General features: G+C 73.3%; 15 protein-coding genes and 1 riboswitch. Of the genes, 9 read left to right on the top strand and 6 right to left on the bottom strand.

Annotated elements, in window-relative coordinates; genetic code table 11:
- The first annotated feature begins 35 nt into the window (after positions 1-35).
- Positions 36-875 (top strand): enoyl-CoA hydratase-related protein, encoded by an 840-nt coding sequence (locus MOJ79_RS00290; protein WP_241922347.1) that lies wholly within the window; start codon positions 36-38, stop codon positions 873-875.
- Positions 876-885: 10 nt separating this feature from the next.
- On the opposite strand, the gene MOJ79_RS00295 is transcribed toward MOJ79_RS00290, so the two are convergent.
- From MOJ79_RS00295 to metX, 3 genes are read right to left on the bottom strand one after another with little or no spacing between them, the layout of a single operon-like run.
- Positions 886-1659 carry an SDR family NAD(P)-dependent oxidoreductase gene (locus tag MOJ79_RS00295; protein ID WP_241922348.1) on the bottom strand — a complete coding sequence of 258 codons (774 nt, stop codon included), beginning with the start codon at positions 1657-1659 and terminating at the stop codon, positions 886-888.
- A gap of 25 nt (positions 1660-1684) precedes the next feature.
- The gene (metW, locus tag MOJ79_RS00300) at positions 1685-2269 is read right to left on the bottom strand and encodes a methionine biosynthesis protein MetW (RefSeq protein ID WP_119293381.1); all 585 of its coding nucleotides are present in this window, start codon (positions 2267-2269) and stop codon (positions 1685-1687) included.
- Positions 2266-3399 (bottom strand): homoserine O-succinyltransferase MetX, encoded by a 1134-nt coding sequence (gene metX / locus MOJ79_RS00305; protein WP_241922531.1) that lies wholly within the window; start codon positions 3397-3399, stop codon positions 2266-2268. Before metX ends, metW begins: the two co-directional genes overlap by 4 nt.
- A 46-nt stretch (positions 3400-3445) precedes the next feature.
- Positions 3446-3521, bottom strand: a riboswitch (SAM riboswitch).
- Positions 3522-3573: 52 nt separating this feature from the next.
- Here metX and MOJ79_RS00310 point away from each other — a divergent pair.
- The 5 genes from MOJ79_RS00310 to MOJ79_RS00330 all read left to right on the top strand — a co-directional run bounded on the left by MOJ79_RS00310 (position 3574) and on the right by MOJ79_RS00330 (position 8906).
- The gene (locus MOJ79_RS00310; protein WP_241922349.1) at positions 3574-4440 is read left to right on the top strand and encodes a MipA/OmpV family protein; all 867 of its coding nucleotides are present in this window, start codon (positions 3574-3576) and stop codon (positions 4438-4440) included.
- Positions 4441-4499: 59 nt separating this feature from the next.
- On the top strand, positions 4500-5960 hold the full coding sequence (tldD, locus tag MOJ79_RS00315; protein ID WP_241922350.1) for a metalloprotease TldD: 1461 nt from the start codon (positions 4500-4502) through the stop codon (positions 5958-5960).
- 65 nt (positions 5961-6025) lie between these two features.
- Positions 6026-7177: a threonine ammonia-lyase gene (locus tag MOJ79_RS00320; protein ID WP_241922351.1), complete on the top strand. Its 1152-nt coding sequence runs from the start codon at positions 6026-6028 to the stop codon at positions 7175-7177.
- Positions 7178-7413: 236 nt separating this feature from the next.
- On the top strand, positions 7414-8544 hold the full coding sequence (locus MOJ79_RS00325; protein ID WP_241922352.1) for a 3-deoxy-7-phosphoheptulonate synthase: 1131 nt from the start codon (positions 7414-7416) through the stop codon (positions 8542-8544).
- A gap of 50 nt (positions 8545-8594) precedes the next feature.
- Positions 8595-8906: a hypothetical protein gene (locus MOJ79_RS00330; protein WP_241922353.1), complete on the top strand. Its 312-nt coding sequence runs from the start codon at positions 8595-8597 to the stop codon at positions 8904-8906.
- Positions 8907-8976: 70 nt separating this feature from the next.
- Here MOJ79_RS00330 and MOJ79_RS00335 read toward each other — a convergent pair whose 3' ends face one another.
- Positions 8977-9552, bottom strand: a complete 576-nt coding sequence (locus MOJ79_RS00335; protein ID WP_241922354.1) for a cob(I)yrinic acid a,c-diamide adenosyltransferase — start codon at positions 9550-9552, stop codon at positions 8977-8979.
- Between the two features lie 88 nt (positions 9553-9640).
- Here MOJ79_RS00335 and MOJ79_RS00340 point away from each other — a divergent pair, with 88 nt between their 5' ends.
- The 3 genes from MOJ79_RS00340 to MOJ79_RS00350 are packed head-to-tail and all read left to right on the top strand — an operon-like array spanning position 9641 to position 12441.
- Entirely contained in the window at positions 9641-11062 is a 1422-nt protein-coding gene (locus MOJ79_RS00340; protein ID WP_419187065.1) for an FAD-binding oxidoreductase, read from the top strand.
- Positions 11052-11732, top strand: a complete 681-nt coding sequence (locus MOJ79_RS00345) for a class I SAM-dependent methyltransferase (protein ID WP_241922355.1) — start codon at positions 11052-11054, stop codon at positions 11730-11732. The genes MOJ79_RS00340 and MOJ79_RS00345 overlap by 11 nt, the downstream gene beginning before the upstream one ends.
- Before the next feature lie 4 nt (positions 11733-11736).
- A complete protein-coding gene (locus MOJ79_RS00350) occupies positions 11737-12441 on the top strand; it encodes a biliverdin-producing heme oxygenase (RefSeq protein WP_241922356.1) in 705 nt (234 codons plus the stop codon).
- A gap of 25 nt (positions 12442-12466) precedes the next feature.
- On the opposite strand, the gene MOJ79_RS00355 is transcribed toward MOJ79_RS00350, so the two are convergent.
- Both MOJ79_RS00355 and ppsR read right to left on the bottom strand, forming a co-directional pair.
- A complete protein-coding gene (locus MOJ79_RS00355) occupies positions 12467-14662 on the bottom strand; it encodes a GAF domain-containing protein (protein ID WP_241922357.1) in 2196 nt (731 codons plus the stop codon).
- Positions 14659-16101: a transcriptional regulator PpsR gene (ppsR, locus tag MOJ79_RS00360; RefSeq protein ID WP_241922358.1), complete on the bottom strand. Its 1443-nt coding sequence runs from the start codon at positions 16099-16101 to the stop codon at positions 14659-14661. The genes MOJ79_RS00355 and ppsR overlap by 4 nt, the downstream gene beginning before the upstream one ends.
- Positions 16102-16221: the final 120 nt, after the last annotated feature.

Consider the following 16221-nt stretch of genomic DNA (forward strand, 5'->3'; position numbering starts at 1 on the left):
CGCGCTATGCTGAACGCCGCGCAACAGGAACCGCCATGGCCAACGACTTCTTCAGCCTCGCCCTCGACGACGCGACCGGCATCGCAACCCTCGAGCTCAACCGCCCCGAGCGGCTGAACACGGTCGCCCCGGCGTTCTTCGCCGCATTGCGCGACGACGTGCAGCGCCTGTCGGACGAGGGGCGCACGCGCGTGCTCGTGATCCGCTCGACTGGCAAACACTTCTGCGCCGGCATGGCGCTCGACGTGTTCGCCAGCGGCCTGGCGATGCTCGACACCGGCGACGCACGCAAGCGCCTCGCGTTCCAGGACGCGCTGCGCCGGCTGATGGCGTGCTTCGACGTGCTCGACGAGGCGCGCTTTCCGGTGATCTGCGCGGTACAGGGCGGCTGCGTCGGCGCCGGGCTCGACCTCGCGGCGGCGTGCGACATCCGCGTGTGCAGCGCCGATGCGTTCTTCACGGTGCAGGAGATCCACATCGGCATGGCGGCCGACGTCGGCTCGCTGCAGCGGCTGCCGAAGATCGTGCCCGAGGGCGTCGCACGCCAGATGGCCTACACCGGCGAGCGGCTCGGCGCCGAACGCGCGCTCGCGGTCGGGCTCGTCAACGCCGTGCTGCCCGACGCCGCCGCGCTGCACGCGCACGCGCAGCAGCTCGCCGCCGAGATCGCGGCCAAGAGCCCGCTGGCGATCGCCGGCAGCAAGCGCGCGCTGAACTACGCGCGCGACCACGGCACCGCCGACGCGCTCGCGCAGATGACGCTGCTGCAAAGCGCGATCTTCGACCTCGGCGAGATGACGACGGCGATCGCCGCGTGGAAGGACAAGCGCCCCGCCGATTTCGACCCGCTCGCGCCGGTGACACCGGCCGCGTGAGCCGCCGGCGTCAGCCCTTGCGGTGGATCGCCAGCGGGCCGTGCGCCTGGCACGCCGGCATCATCTCGATGACGTTGATGTTGACGTGCGGCGGCAGCCGCGCGACCCAGGCCACCGCCTCGGCGATGTCGTCGGGCACGAGCGGCTCGGTGCCGGCGTAGACCGACGCGGCGCGCGCGTCATCGCCCTTGAAGCGCACGTTCGAGAACTCGCTGCCGCCGACCAGCCCCGGCTCGATCACGGTCGCGCGCACCGGCGTGCCGAGCAGGTCGGCCTTCAGGTTGCGCGTGAACTGGTGGACGAAGGCCTTCGTCGCGCCGTAGACGTTGCCGCCCGGATACGGCGTGCCGCCGGCCACCGAGCCGATGTTGATCACGTGGCCGCGCCCGCGCTCGACCATGCCCGGCAGCAGCGCGCGCGTGCAGCGCATCAGGCCGGCGACGTTGGTCGCGACCATCGTCTCCCAGTCGTCGAGGCTGGCGCGGTGCGCCGGCTCGAGGCCGAGCGCGAGGCCGGCGTTGTTGACGAGCAGGTCGACGGCGGCGAAGGCGGCCGGGAGCGACGAAGGCAGCGCCTCGACCGCGCCGGGGTCGGTGACGTCGAGCGGCCACGCGAGCACGCGCTCGCCGAGTTCGGCGGCGAGCGCCGCGAGCCGGTCGGCGCGGCGTGCACAGGCGACGACGCGCCAGCCGTCGGCGTGCAGCCGGCGCACGATCGCGGTGCCGAAGCCGGCGCTGGCGCCGGTGACGAGCGCGATGCCGGGGGGTGTCGAAGCGGCGGTCATGGACAGGCTCCTCGGGCGGCGGGCCTCAGGCCCGCTCGAACTTGAACACGGCGGTGCTCGCCAGCAGGTTCGGCCAGCGGTCGACGCGCCGGCCCTCGTGCAGCCCGAAGGCCTCGAGCACGCGCAGGCCGCACTGGCCGGCGAGCACCTCGAAGTCGGCGAAGGTGCCGACGCGGATGTTCGGTGTGTCGTACCACTGGTACGGCAGCACCTTGGTCACCGGCATGCGCCCGCGCAGCACGCTCAGCCTGTTGGGCCAGTGCGCGAAGTTCGGAAAGCTGACGATCGAGATGCGCCCGACACGCGCGGTCTCGCGCAGCACGCGCTCGGTGTGGCGCAGGTGCTGCAGCGTGTCGAGCTGCAGCACGACGTCGAAGCTGTCGTCGTCGAACAGCGCCAGGCCGTCCTCGAGGTCGAGCTGCAGCACCCGCACGTCGCGCCGGATGCAGGCCACGAGCTTCGTGTCGTCGATCTCGATGCCCAGCCCGCGGCAGTCGCGCTGTTCGCGCAGGTGCGCGAGCAGCGCGCCGTCGCCGCAGCCCAGGTCGAGCACGCGCGCGCCGCGCGGCACGAGCTGCGCGATCACGTCGAGGTCGGCGCGCGAGGTCATGCCCGCCCCTGTGCGGCGACGTTGTCGAAGTACGCGCGCAGCACCGCGTGGTAGCGCGCGTCGTCGAGCAGGAACGCGTCGTGGCCGTGCGGCGCGGCGATCTCGGCGTAGGTCACGTCGTGCCGGTTGTCGACCAGCGCCTTGACGATCTCGCGCGAGCGCGCCGGCGAGAAGCGCCAGTCGGTCGTGAAGCTGATGACGAGGAACTTCGCCTGCGCCTTCGCGAACGCGCGCGCCAAGTCGCCGCCGTGCTCGCGCGCCGGGTCGAAGTAGTCGAGCGCGCGCGTGATCAGCAGGTAGGTGTTGGCGTCGAAGTACTCGCTGAACTTCTCGCCCTGGTAGCGCAGGTAGCTCTCGATCTGGAACTCGATGTCCTGCGTCGTGTAGCCGAGCTCGGCCTCGCGCAGCGCGCGGCCGAACTTGCGCTCCATCGAGTCGTCCGACAGGTACGTGATGTGGCCGATCATCCGCGCGACGCGCAGCCCCCGCTTGGGCACGACGCCGTGCTCGTAGTAGTGGCCGCCGTGGAAGTCGGGGTCGGTGACGATGGCGCGGCGCGCGACCTCGTTGAACGCGATGTTCTGCGCCGACAGGTTCGGCGCCGTCGCGATCGCCAGGCAGTGGCGCACGCGCTCGGGATACTGCAGCGTCCACGACAGCGCCTGCATGCCGCCGAGGCTGCCGCCGATCACGGCGGCGAGCCGAGCGATGCCCAGCCGCTCGAGCAGCCGCGCCTGCGCATCGACCCAGTCCTCGACGGTGACGACGGGGAAGTCGGCGCCGTACGGCCGCCCGGTGGCGGGGTTGACGCTCATCGGCCCCGTCGAGCCGAAGCACGAGCCCGGGTTGTTGATGCCGATGACGAAGAAGCGCTCGGTGTCCAGCGGCTTGCCGGGGCCGACGAGGTTGTCCCACCAGCCCTCGCTCTTGGGCTGGCCCTCGTAGGTGCCCGCGACGTGGTGCGACGCGTTGAGCGCGTGGCACACGAGCACGGCGTTCGACTGGTCGGCGTTGAGCGTGCCGTAGGTCTCGTAGACCAGCGTGTAGTCCGCGAGCTGCGCGCCGCTGCGAAGCGGCAGCGGCTCGGCGAAGTGCATCTGCTGCGGCGTGACGTGACCGACCGACACCATGCGCGAGAGACCCAAAAGCGAAACCCGGTGCCGCTGCACATGCGGTCACCGGGTCGGTGGCGCCTGTTTAGCGGCATTTGTAGAGCGCCCGCAAGCCGGGACAAATCGGCGCTGTGGCGGCGAGTATAGCCAGCGCCGCGCGCAGCCCGCGCGCTCACGCTACGCTGCGCGCCCATGAGTACACCCACCCGGCGCCTGCGCGCCACCGTCCTCGTTCTCGGCGGCGCCGCGCTCGCGGCGCTCGCGAGCCCCGCCACCGCCGACGAGCCCGCCGCGGCGCGCCAGACGCCGCCGCTGTGGGAAGCCGGCGTCTTCTTCGGCGCGGCGACGCAGCCGGCGTACCCCGGCGCCGCCGACGCCACGAGCCGCGCGCTGCCGCTGCCGTACCTGATCTACCGCGGGCCCGTGCTGCGCGTCGACGAAGGCAGTGCGGCGCTGCGCGCGCTGCGCACGCCGCGCTTCGAACTCAGCGTCGGCGTCGGCGGCTCGCTCGGTTCGTCGTCGAAGGACGTCGAGGCGCGCGCGGGCATGCCCGACCTCGGCACCCTCGTCGAGGCCGGTCCGCGGCTGGTGTGGAACCTCGCCGACCCGGGCCCGCGCGGGCGCGCGCCGTGGCGGCTCGAAGTGCCGCTGCGCGCGGTGCTCGACTTGAACGACAGCCTGCGCTACCGCGGCCTCGTGTTCGCGCCCGAACTCGTGCACGAGCGCGCGTTGCCCGGCGCGTGGCGCGCCGGCGCGCGTTTCGGGCCGGTGTTCGGCGACGAGCGGCTGGCCGACCTGTTCTATGGAGTCGACCCGGTCTACGCGACCCCGACGCGCCCGGCCTACGACGCGCGCGCGGGCCTGATCGCGTGGCGCGCGGGCGCGTCGCTGTCGCGCTCGTTCGGTCCCGACCTGAGCCTGTTCCTGTTCCTGCGCGTCGACTCGCTGGCCGGCGCCGCCAACCGCGACAGCCCGCTGGTCGAGCGCGACGCCGGCGTCACCGGCGGCATCGGGCTGGCGTGGAGCTTCGCGCGCTCGTCGCGTCCGGCCAGCGACTGAGTCACCGCGTGCATGCCCACCGCGCCCGCGCGGCGCGATGCGCTGCCTAGAATCGACGCATGATCTCGCGCGAACCGACCCTCGAACGCCTCGCGCACGCGCAAGCCGTGTTGCTCGAGCCCTACGGGCTGACCGACGCCACGCTGGCCCGCGCGCTCGCGCTGATCGGCGAGCACCGCGTCGACGACGCGGACCTGTACTTCCAGCTCACGCGCCACGAGGGCTGGAGCCTCGAGGAAGGCATCGTCAAGAGCGGCAGCTTCAGCATCGAGCAGGGCGTCGGCGTGCGCGCGGTGGCCGGCGAGAAGACCGCGTTCGCCTACTCCGACGACCTGTCGGAAGCCGCGCTGCTCGACGCCGCGCGCACCGTGCGCACGATCGCCGCGGCCGGTCAGAGCCGGCGCGTCAAGGTCGCTGCGGCCAAGGTCGCTCGCAGCCGCACGCTGTACGCGCCGACCGACCCGATCGCGACGCTCGACAGCGCGAGCAAGGTGGCGCTGCTCGAGAAGGTCGAGAAGCTCGCGCGCGCGAAGGACCCGCGCATCGTGCAGGTGATGGCCGGTGTGGCGGCCGAGCACGACGTCGTGCTCGTCGCGCGCGCCGACGGCACGCGCGCGGCCGACGTGCGCCCGCTCGTGCGGCTGTCGGTGACGGTGATCGCCGAACAGAACGGCCGCCGCGAGATCGGCACCGGCGGCGGCGGCGGACGCTTCGGGCTCGGCCACTTCCAGGACGCGCAGATCGAGGCCTACGTCGACCAGGCCGTCAACGCCGCGCTGACGAACCTCGAGAGCCGCCCGGCGCCGGCGGGCGAGATGGTCGTCGTGCTCGGCCCCGGCTGGCCCGGCGTGCTGCTGCACGAGGCGGTCGGCCACGGGCTCGAGGGCGACTTCAACCGCAAGGGCTCAAGCGCGTTCAGCGGCCGCATCGGGCAGCGCGTCGCGGCCAGGGGCGTGACGGTGCTCGACGACGGCACGATCCCCGACCGCCGCGGCAGCCTCAACGTCGACGACGAGGGCCACGCGACGCAGCGCACCGTGCTGATCGAGGACGGCATCCTCAGGGGCTACATCCAGGACGCGATGAACGCGCGGCTGATGGGCGTCAAGCCCACCGGCAACGGCCGCCGCGAGAGTTATGCGCACGTGCCGATGCCGCGCATGACCAACACCTACATGCTCGCCGGCGACAAGTCGCCCGACGAGATCGTCGCCAGCGTCAAGAAAGGGCTGTACGCGACGAACTTCGGCGGCGGGCAGGTCGACATCACGAGCGGCAAGTTCGTGTTCTCGGCCAGCGAGGCGTTCTGGGTCGAGAACGGGCGCATCCAGTACCCGGTCAAGGGCGCGACGATCATCGGCAACGGCCCCGACGCGCTGACGCGCGTGACGATGATCGGCAACGACTTGCAGCTCGACGCCGGCGTGGGCACCTGCGGCAAGGAAGGCCAGAGCGTGCCGGTCGGCGTCGGCCAGCCGACGCTGCGCATCGACGGGCTCACCGTCGGGGGGACCGCCTGAACCCCGCGCCGGCGCTACCCACCGCCGCCGACGTCGCCGCGGCCGCGCGGCGCATCGCCGGGCAGGTGCTCGACACGCCGTGCCTGGAAAGCCGCACGCTGGGCGCGCTGCTCGGCTGCCGGGTGTTCCTGAAGTTCGAGAACCTGCAGTTCACCGCATCGTTCAAGGAGCGCGGCGCGCTCAACAAGCTCGCGGCGCTGCTCGAGACCGGCGCAGCGCCGAAGGGCGTCATCGCCGCGTCGGCCGGCAACCACGCACAGGGCGTGGCCTACCACGCGCAGCGCCTGGGGCTGCCCGCCGTGATCGTGATGCCGACCTTCACGCCCGGCGTCAAGGTCGAGCGCACACGCGGCTTCGGTGCCGAGATCGTGCTGCACGGCGACAGCTTCGACGCCGCGCGCGAGCACGCGTTGCGGCTCGCGGCCGAGCGCGGGCTCGAGTTCGTGCACGCGTTCGACGACCCGCTCGTGATCGCCGGCCAGGGCACGATCGGCCTCGAGATGCTGCGCGCGCAGCCCGAGATCGACACCCTCGTCGTCGCGATCGGCGGCGGCGGGCTGATCGGCGGCATCGCCACCGCAGTGAAGGCCGAGCGCCCCGACGTGCGCCTCGTCGGCGTGCAGTCGGTGCGCTTTCCCGGCATGTACAACGCGGTCAAGGGCACCGCGCTGCCGATCGGCCCCGGCACGATCGCCGAGGGCATCGCGGTCGGCGAGCCGGGGCGGCTGACGCGCGCGATCGTCGAGCGGCTCGTCGACGACGTCGTCCTCGTCGACGAAGGCGACATCGAGCAGGCCGTCGTGATGCTGCTCGAGATCGAGAAGACCGTCGTCGAAGGCGCCGGCGCCGCCGGCCTCGCCGCGGTGCTCAAGGAGCCCGCGCGCTACGCGGGGCGCTGCGTCGGCCTCGTGCTGTGCGGCGGCAACATCGACCCGCTGCTGCTGGCCGCGATCATCGAGCGCGGCATGGTGCGCGCCGGGCGGCTGGCGCGCATCCGCGTCGGCGCGCGCGACCTGCCCGGGCACCTCGCGCGCATCACCGCGATCGTCGCCGAAGCCGGCGCCAACGTCGACGAAGTGCACCACCAGCGCGCGTTCTCGGCGCTGGCCGGCCAGCACGTCGAGATCGAGCTCGTGCTGCAGACGCGCCACCACGCCCACGTCGACGCCGTGCTCGCGGCGCTGCGCGGCGCAGGGTTCGACGCGCAGCGTTACTGACGCGACCGTCGCATCGGCGCCGCAGCGCGCTTGACGCAGCGCAGCACGCCCGTGCTACATTCGTGGTCATGTCTCGCAGCGCGTTCTTCTTTGCGTACTTTTGGTTCTCGCGGCGCCCCGGCGCAGGAGAGGACAGCGCGTAGACGAACGAGCCGACCGAATCCTGAAACCGCCGGGTGACCCCCGGCGGTTTTTTTTCGCCCCGATCCCCACACCCCGCTGCAGGAGAAGCCCCGATGAACGCCAAGGCCGCCGCCCCCGTCGCCGAGCCGCGCCACTCGCCGCCGGACCGCACGAGCCAGACCGACGACGAGCGCATCCACGACATCACGCCGCTGCCGCCGCCGGAGCACCTGATCCGCTTCTTCCCGATCCGCGGCACGCCGATGGAGCAGCTCGTCGTGCGCACGCGCCAGCACATCCGCAAGATCCTGGGCGGCCACGACGACCGCCTGCTCGTCGTGATCGGCCCGTGCTCGATCCACGACCCGGTGGCGGCGATGGACTACGCGCGGCGACTGAAAGCGCAGCGCGACAAGTACGCCGGCACGCTCGAGATCGTGATGCGCGTGTACTTCGAGAAGCCGCGCACAACGGTGGGCTGGAAGGGGCTGATCAACGACCCCTACCTCGACGAGAGCTTCCGCATCGACGAGGGGCTGCGCATCGCACGCCAGCTGCTGCTCGACATCAACCGCCTCGGGCTGCCGGCCGGCAGCGAGTTCCTCGACGTGATCAGCCCGCAGTACATCGGCGACCTGATCAGCTGGGGCGCGATCGGCGCGCGCACGACGGAGAGCCAGGTCCACCGCGAACTCGCGTCGGGGCTGAGCGCGCCGATCGGCTTCAAGAACGGCACCGACGGCAACGTCAAGATCGCGATCGACGCGATCCAGGCCGCGATGCGCCCGCACCACTTCCTGTCGGTGCACAAGAACGGCCAGGTCGCGATCGTCGAGACCAAGGGCAACAAGGACTGCCACGTGATCCTGCGCGGCGGCAAGGCGCCGAACCACGACGCCGAGCACGTCGCCGCCGCGTGCCGCGAGATCGAGGCCGCCAAGCTGCCGTGCCGGCTGATGATCGACTGCAGCCACGCCAACAGCAACAAGCAGCACCGGCGCCAGATCGACGTCGCGCGCGACGTCGCGCAGCAGCTCGCCGGCGGCAGCCGCTGCATCTTCGGCGTGATGGTCGAGAGCCACCTGCACGAAGGCAACCAGAAGTTCACCGCTGGCAAGGACGACCCGGCCGCCCTCGAGTACGGCAAGAGCATCACCGACGCATGCCTGGGCTGGGACGACTCGCTCGAGGTGCTCGAGATCCTGCACGGCGCGGTGCAGGCGCGGCGCGCGCGTCAGGACTGAGGGCTGCGGGCGGCGCTACGATCGCGCCATCCTGACCCGGAGGCTTTGCGATGCGACGCTACGTGCTGGTCCGTTTCTCGGAGCGCGACGAGTTCGACATCCCGCTCGACGGGCTCGAGCCGATGCCGCCGCAGGCCGCGCGCGCCCGGCTCGATGCGCAGTTCGAGGCCAACGGCTGCACGGTCGCGCAGGCCAGCGGCAAGGTGCTGACGGCCGACAAGCTGCTCGCGATCGCCGCCGCGGTCGGCGCCGAGGGTTTCCGCGACGCGGCATTCGCGCGCGACTACGCCCGCGCGGCCGCCGGCGCGCTCGACCGCCCGGTGATCACGGTCGACGTCGCGGCGATGACGACCGGCTACTGAGCGCGCCGTCCGCAGCGCCGTACACGGCCGCCGAGGCGTCGGCACACCGGCCGGCAACCGCGCGAGCGCTTCAGCCGCCGTCGCGCGCGAGGCGCTCGGAGCGCCAGTAGACGTCGTCACCGCCCTTGCCGTCGAGGTTGGCGCGGTTGAGCACGCGCGCGAGCACGAACAGCAGGTCCGACAGCCGGTTCAGGTACTGGCGGGGCGCCGCGTTGACGGCCTCGTGCGCGGCGAGCGCGACGACGGCGCGCTCGGCGCGACGCGCGACGGTGCGGCTGACGTGCGCGAGTGCCGCGCTGCGCGTGCCGCCGGGCAGGATGAACTCCTTCAGGCGCGGCAGCTGCGCGTTGAAGTGCTCAAGCGCCTCGTCCAGTCGCGCCACCGCCTCGGCCTTGAGCAGCTCGTAGCCGGGGATCGACAGCTCGCCGCCGAGGTTGAACAGCTCGTGCTGGATCGCGACCAGCAGCGCGCGCACGTCGTCGGGCAGCGGCTCGGCGAGCAGCACGCCGAGTGTCGCATTGAGCTCGTCGACGTCGCCCATCGCCTGCACGCGCAGCGCATCCTTGCGCGTGCGCGTGCCATCGCCGAGGCCGGTGGTGCCGTCGTCGCCGGTGCGCGTGGCGATCTGCGTCAGGCGGTTGCTCATGGGGGGATGCTAGCAGCGCCGTGCCGCGCGGGCCGACGTCCCTAGAATGGGTTGCGCGACCCCGCCACCGCCCGCGAGGAGACTGCCCGTGAACGCACCGCTGCCGCACGCCGTGCTGCCCGCCGCCGAACGCCGCGCGCCGCCTCCGGCGATGCTCGACGCGCTGAAGGCCCGCCTCGGCGAGCGCTGCACGACCGCCGCCGCGGTGCGCGAACAGCACGGCCGCGACGAGAGCCCCTACCCGACGACGCCGCCCGACGCCGTCGTGTTCTGCGAGTCGACCGACGAGGTCGCGTTCGTCGTCGGGCTCGCCGCCGAACACGGGGTGCCGGTGATCCCGTACGGCATCGGCTCGTCGCTCGAAGGCCACCTGCTCGCGGTGCACGGCGGCGTCAGCATCGACCTGTCGCGGATGAACCGCATCGTGCGCGTGAACCCCGAGGACCTGACCGTCACCGTCGAAGCCGGCGTCACGCGCGAGCAGCTCAACCGCGAGATCCGCGACACCGGCCTGTTCTTTCCGATCGACCCCGGTGCCAACGCGACGATCGGCGGCATGGCCGCCACGCGCGCCAGCGGCACGAACGCGGTGCGCTACGGCACGATGCGCGAGAACGTGCTCGGCCTGACGGTCGTCACCGCCAGCGGCGAGGTCATCCGCACCGGCACGCGGGCCAAGAAGTCCAGCGCCGGCTACGACCTGACGCGCCTGTTCGTCGGCAGCGAGGGCACGCTGGGCGTGATGACGGAAGTCACGCTCAAGCTGTACCCGCTGCCCGAGGCGGTCAGTGCGGCGATCTGCCAGTTCCCAAGCATCGCCGCCGCGGTCGACGCGACGATCCAGATCATCCAGATGGGCGTGCCGATCGCGCGCTGCGAGCTGCTCGACGCCAACGCCGTGCGTGCCGTCAACCGCTACGAGAAGCTCGATTTGCGCGAGGAGCCGATGCTGCTGATGGAATTCCACGGCAGCGAGGCCGGCGTGCGCGAGCAGGCCGAGTTCGTGCAGGCCATCGCGAAGGAGCACGGCGGCCAGGACTTCCAGTGGGCGACGACCCCCGAGGAACGCACGCGGCTGTGGACCGCGCGCCACCGTGCCTACTTCGCCGCGCTGCAGACCAAGCCCGGCTGCCGCTGCGTGACCACCGACACCTGCGTGCCGATCTCGCGGCTGGCGCAGAGCATCGGCGAGAGCCAGCGCGAAGCCGAGCAAGCCGGTCTGCCCTACTTCATCGTCGGCCACGTCGGCGACGGCAACTTCCACCTCGGCTACCTGATCGACCCCGACAAGCCCGAGGAGCGCGACACCGCCGAGCGGCTGAGCCTGCAGATGGTGCAGCGCGCACTGCGCCTCGAGGGCACCTGCAGCGGCGAGCACGGCGTGGGCCTGCACAAGATGGGCTTCCTCGTCGACGAGGCGGGCGCCGGCGCCGTCGAGCTGATGCGACAGGTCAAGCGCGCGCTCGACCCGAAGAACATCATGAACCCGGGGAAGATCTTTGCCCTCTGACGCGGGCGGCACGCCGCCGCGCGACGACGCCGACGCGCTGCGGCGCCTCACGCGCACCCGCCCCTGGCGCGCGGCGCGGCTGCGCGCGCGCGTGACGGCGCGGCGCACCCGCAGCGCCGGCGCCTTCGTCGTGCACGCCCTCGCGCAGCCGGCCCTCGTCGGTGCCGTCGTGCCGTCGTCGCGGCGTCTGGCCAGCGCGATGGCCGCCGCTGCCGACGGTGCGCAATGGATCGTCGAACTCGGCGCCGGCACCGGCGCCGTCACCGACGCGCTGCGCCGCCGCCACCCGACGCTGCCGCTGGTGGCCGTCGAGATCGACCCGCAGTGGGCGCAGCGGCTGCGTCAGCGCTACCCGCGGCTGGACGTGCGTTGCGCGCCGGCACACGAGGTGCTCGCGTCGCTGCAGTCGCGCCCCGGCGACGCGGTGATCGTCTCGTCGCTGCCGTTTCGCTCGCTGCCGCCGGTGTGGCACGACGTCACGCGCCGCGCGATCGAGGCGTTCCTGCGCGCCGACCCGCGCCGCCGCCTCGTGCAATACACCTACCAGCCGCGCGCGCCGTTCGCCGTCGACGCGGCCACCGGCCTCGTCTGGCACCGCCGCGGCGTCGTCTGGGGCAACCTGCCGCCGGCGTGGATCTGGCAGCTCGGCGCGCGACCGCCCGCGCGCTGACGCAATGCCGCCGGTTCGTGCGACGGCACCGCAACGGGGCCCCGGGGACCCGGACGTCCCTCTGTCGCGGCGGCTGCGCGAAGCGACGCACGAGCTGCACGTGCAGGTCGAGCGCAGCGCCTTCATCCGCGCGCTGCTGCGCGGCACGCTGCCGCGCGCCGGCCACCTGCTGCTGATGCGCAACCTGCACGCGCTGTATGCCGCGCTCGAGGCCGGCCTGGAGCGCATCGCCGACGACGAGCGGCTGGCCCCGTTCGCGCAGCCGGCACTGCGGCGCGAGGCCGCGCTGGCGGCCGACCTGCACGACGTCCACGGTCCGCGCTGGCGCGACGAGCTCGCCCTGACACCGGCGATGAGCGACTACGTCGCGCACCTGCAGCGTCTGTCGCAGGCCGGCGCGCAGCGCCTGATCGCGCACGCCTACGTGCGCTACCTCGGCGACCTCGCCGGCGGGCAGCGGCTGCGCGCCGTCGTCGCCCGCGCGCTGGCGCTGCCGCCCGGGCGGGCCTTGGCGTTCTACGACTTCGGCGATGCGGCCGAAGTCACCGCGCTGGCGCGGGCGCTGCGCGACGCCCTCGATGCGCTCGGTCGCGACCGGCCCGTCGACGACATCGTCGACGAGGCCCGCGCCGCGTTCTGCCGCCACGACGCAGTGTTTGCCGAACTCGCCGACGTCGCCGGAGCCGGCCTTCGCGCCGCCGATCGCTGAGCCGCGCGGCTCGGCTGCCGCGGGCTCAGGCGCCGCGCGCGAAGTCGCGGATGCGCGCGACCAGCGCCGTCGCCCGCTGCATCGACGTCTCGAGCTCGGCCAGCAACGCGGGCACCGGCGACGCCGCGTCGGCGTCGGCGATGTCCATCGCCGCCAGACTCGCGTTGGCGAGGATGGCCTGCGTCAGTGCATCGCGCGCCGGCGCCGCGGCGGCGCCGAAGCCGGCGCGCACCAGCGCCTCCTCGAGGTGGGCGCGCGCGTCGGCTGCGCGGTGCGGGCCGCTGCGGTCGTCGAACACGAGGATGAAGCCCAGCGGGCGCCCGTCGCGGGTGGGGACGACCTCGGCGCGCACTTCGACCGGCAGCTCGACCGCCGCGTCGCCGCCGTGCGCCGGCAGCCGCAGCGCCAGCTCGCCGCGCCAGGGGGCGTGGCCGTGGCACACCGTCTCGAGCATGCGGCCCGCGGCGCGCATGTCGGCGAACCAGTCGGCGATCGAGGCGAGCGGCGTGCCGGCAGCCACGTCGCGGCGCGCGAGGCGGCGCAGGCTCTCGTTGGCGAACAGCACGCGGCGATCGGCATCGGCCACCAGCACCGGCTCGACGGCGCTGGCGACGGTGGCCAGCACCTGCGCGCGCTGGTGCTCGACGATCAGCAGCCGCACCGCGTTGACCTGCGCGATGATGTCGGCCAGCGCGGCGCCGAAGGCGCGCGCCATCGCGACCTCGCTGCGCGTCCACGGCTGCGCGGTGCCGCGCACGATCTCCGACCACGCCGCGAACGAGCGCCGCGGCGACAGCTGCAGCGGGTCGTTGGCAGCCATCGGCTTGGACGGATCGCCGGCCCAGGTGACGTTGTGCAGCTGCTCCTTGCGCAGCCACAGCAGGTAGTCGGGACGCGTCGTCGACAGCTTGACCGCGAGCACGCCGCTGGCGGTGGGCGTCAGCGAATCGAGCGCCGGCTGCGCACGCGCGAGCGACGAACACGCGAACGGCGCGGCGGGCGGCTGTGCGCCGACCTGCCCGTCGATCCACTGCAGCAGCGCGCGCAGCTCGGGCGTCGACGGTGACTCGCCGGCGGTCAGGAACTCGCCCTCGTAGTACAGCACGGCGCCGGTGGCGTCGAGCGGCTGCAGCAGCGCCTGCGGCGTGCGAAACAGCGCCAGCCGCCAGTCGCCCTCGGTCGATGTCGCCTCGATGAGGCGCTGCTCGAGCCGTCGCACCTGGATCGCGACCTGCGCGTGCGCGTAGTGCTCGATCGCAGCAATCCGTGTCGAGGCCACCTCGGCGATCAGGTCACACGCCGCGCGCACCGGCAGCCGCAGGTTGCGCGGGCGGTAGTGGTGGCACGCGATCAGCCCCCACAGCGCGCCCTCGCGCACGAGCGAGGCCACGAGCGTGGCCGTCACGCCCATGTTCTTCAGGTACTGCAGGTGCAGCGGCGACATGCTGCGCAGCTGGCACATCGACATGTCGAGGTCGGCGCCCGTGTCCGGATCGCGCACCGGCACCAGCGGCGACGCCGTGTAGTGCACGTCGACGAGCACGCGCAGGCGGTTGCGCAGGTACAGCTCGCGCGCACGCTGCGGGATGTCGGTGGCCGGGTAGTGATGCCCGAGCAGCGGCTCGAGCCTCGCGTCGCGCGCCTCGGCGATGACCTGGCCGTGCCCGTCGGGATCGAATTTGTAGACCATCACACGGTCGTAGCCGGTCAGGGCGCGCACGCTGCGCACGACGGCGTCGGCCAGCGTGCCGATCGTCGTCGTGGCCCCGAAGCGCTGCACGGCGCGCGTCAGGTGCTCGACGATCTGTGGCGCCGGCACGTCGACGACGTCGGCCGCGTCGGCGTCGGCCGGCTCGAACTCGGCCACCAGCACCGAGCCGCACGCGTCGGCGACGCGATGCACGGCGACCTCGAAACGGCGCTCGCTGCCGTCGGGCGCGAGGCGGCAATCCCGCGGCACCGGTTCGTCGAGCGCGGTGCCGGCGAGCGCACGCAGCACGGCGTCGAAGTCACCGCCCAGCTCGCTCGGCGGGCGCCCCAGCAGCGCCGTGGCTGCGAGGCCCAGGTGCTGCTCGACGTTCGCGCTGGCCTGCACGATGCGCAACGCGGGCTCGCGCAGCACGAGCAGGAAGCCGTGCGGCTGCACCGAGCCGGCGAGGTGGATCAGCTCACGCTCGCAGTTCGTGAGGTCGGCCTGGCCGAACGGCGGGCTCGTCGTCACGGCGTCTGGCCGTCGCTCGCCGGCGTGTCGGTCGGCGCCGGGGCCGCCCCGGCGAGCCGACGCTGGCGGCGGCGCAGGCTCACGCGGCTGATGCCCAGCCGCCGCGCCGCCGCCGCCGCGTCGCCGCCGGCTTGCTGCAGCGCCAGCGCGATGAAATGGCGCTGCGCGAGGTCACTCGCCTCGCGCAACAGCGCCGGCAGCGTCGTCTCGCCGACCTGCGCGACCAGCCGGTCGAGCGCCGTGCGCAGCGCGTCGCCGGGCCAGACGTCGAGCATCTGGTGCGTGCCGCGCGTGTTCAGCACGACGCCGATGCACTCGCGGTCGCCCTCGGTCAGCAGCGCCGCCGAGACCTCGACCGGCGTCATCGCGCCTTGCGCGCCCTGCAGCGCGGCCGCGACGCGGCGCACGACGCCCTGCGCGCGCGCAGCCGCCAGCACACCGCTGGACTCGCCGCGTTCGCCGACCAGCCACTTCGACAGTGGCTGCCCGCGCACCGCGTCCTCCGCCAGCTCGCCGACCAGTGCGACGAACGCGGGATTCGCATGCAGGATGCGCCCGCCCGAGTCGGTGACGACGACGCCGTCGCGCGTGCCGTCGACGAGGCGCGCGATCGCGTTCGCGACGTCGACCGCGTCGCGCTGGCGCTCGTCGGCGCGCACGCGCACGAGCAGCCGCATCGCGTCGTCGGCGCGAAACGGTGTCGCCGACACCGCGACACGGCCGACGCGGCCGACCAGTTGCGCGTGGACCTCGGCCTCGCGGCCGCTGGCCCGCGCGCTGACGAGCAGGTGCTCGACCGCCGGGCGCGACGTGCGCGCGAACAGCTGCCCGATGCGGCGCCCCGGCAGCGCCTGCGGCGCCAGGTCGAACAGCTGCGCCGCCGACGGGTTGGCCTCGATCACGCGCAGCGTCTGCGCGTCGACGACGACGACGGCGTCGGTGGCGACCTGGAACAGCTGGCGGTAGCGCGCCTCGGCCTGCCTCGTGCGCCAGTAGCCGCGCTCGAGCTCGCGCTGCGCGTCGAGGAAGCGCTGCTGGATCGCGGTGATCGCGCGCAGGTCGCGCCCGACGACGAGCACCGGGCCGCTCTCGCCCAGCCGCACCGCGGTGTAGGCCACCGGGATCGCGCCGCCGGCGGCGCCGGGGTGGTTGACCTCGCGCGCACGGGCGCGGCCGGTGCGACCGACCTCGGCGAGCAGCTGCTCGATCTTCGCGCGCGTGTCGTCGGTGACGGTGTCGGCCCACCGGCGGCCGACCCACTCGGTGCTCGCGGCCGGCGCGATCGGCTCGCGCCCGCCCTGCGCGACGACGCGGATCGTGCCGTCGGCGTCGACGACGAGCGCGATGTCGCCCGCCAGCGACGCGAACGTGTGCGCCAGCTCGGGCGCCCAGGCGGAGAGGACGGACAGGTCGGCGTGGTCGCCGTCACGGGAGGTCAAGGGTCAGCCCTCGCTTCGAGCGTGCCAGGGCACGCATGGCTACGCGCCCGACGACCCGATCGCGGCCGGACCCGACAGCATCCTTGGCCCCGTGCGGGCACTGCACTGACTTCTGGGCGG

Origin of the sequence: Calidifontimicrobium sp. SYSU G02091, from assembly GCF_022631395.1 — a bacterium.
GTDB lineage: Bacteria > Pseudomonadota > Gammaproteobacteria > Burkholderiales > Burkholderiaceae_C > Calidifontimicrobium > Calidifontimicrobium sediminis.

Excerpts from the sequence above, each read along its gene's own strand:
- MOJ79_RS00290 (WP_241922347.1), top strand. The coding sequence starts at position 36 with ATGGCCAACGACTTCTTCAGCCTCGCCCTCGACGACGCGACCGGCATC.
- MOJ79_RS00295 (WP_241922348.1), bottom strand. The coding sequence starts at position 1,659 with ATGACCGCCGCTTCGACACCCCCCGGCATCGCGCTCGTCACCGGCGCC.
- metW (WP_119293381.1), bottom strand. The coding sequence starts at position 2,269 with ATGACCTCGCGCGCCGACCTCGACGTGATCGCGCAGCTCGTGCCGCGC.
- metX (WP_241922531.1), bottom strand. The coding sequence starts at position 3,399 with ATGGTGTCGGTCGGTCACGTCACGCCGCAGCAGATGCACTTCGCCGAG.
- MOJ79_RS00310 (WP_241922349.1), top strand. The coding sequence starts at position 3,574 with ATGAGTACACCCACCCGGCGCCTGCGCGCCACCGTCCTCGTTCTCGGC.
- tldD (WP_241922350.1), top strand. The coding sequence starts at position 4,500 with ATGATCTCGCGCGAACCGACCCTCGAACGCCTCGCGCACGCGCAAGCC.
- MOJ79_RS00325 (WP_241922352.1), top strand. The coding sequence starts at position 7,414 with ATGAACGCCAAGGCCGCCGCCCCCGTCGCCGAGCCGCGCCACTCGCCG.
- MOJ79_RS00330 (WP_241922353.1), top strand. The coding sequence starts at position 8,595 with ATGCGACGCTACGTGCTGGTCCGTTTCTCGGAGCGCGACGAGTTCGAC.
- MOJ79_RS00335 (WP_241922354.1), bottom strand. The coding sequence starts at position 9,552 with ATGAGCAACCGCCTGACGCAGATCGCCACGCGCACCGGCGACGACGGC.
- MOJ79_RS00350 (WP_241922356.1), top strand. The coding sequence starts at position 11,737 with ATGCCGCCGGTTCGTGCGACGGCACCGCAACGGGGCCCCGGGGACCCG.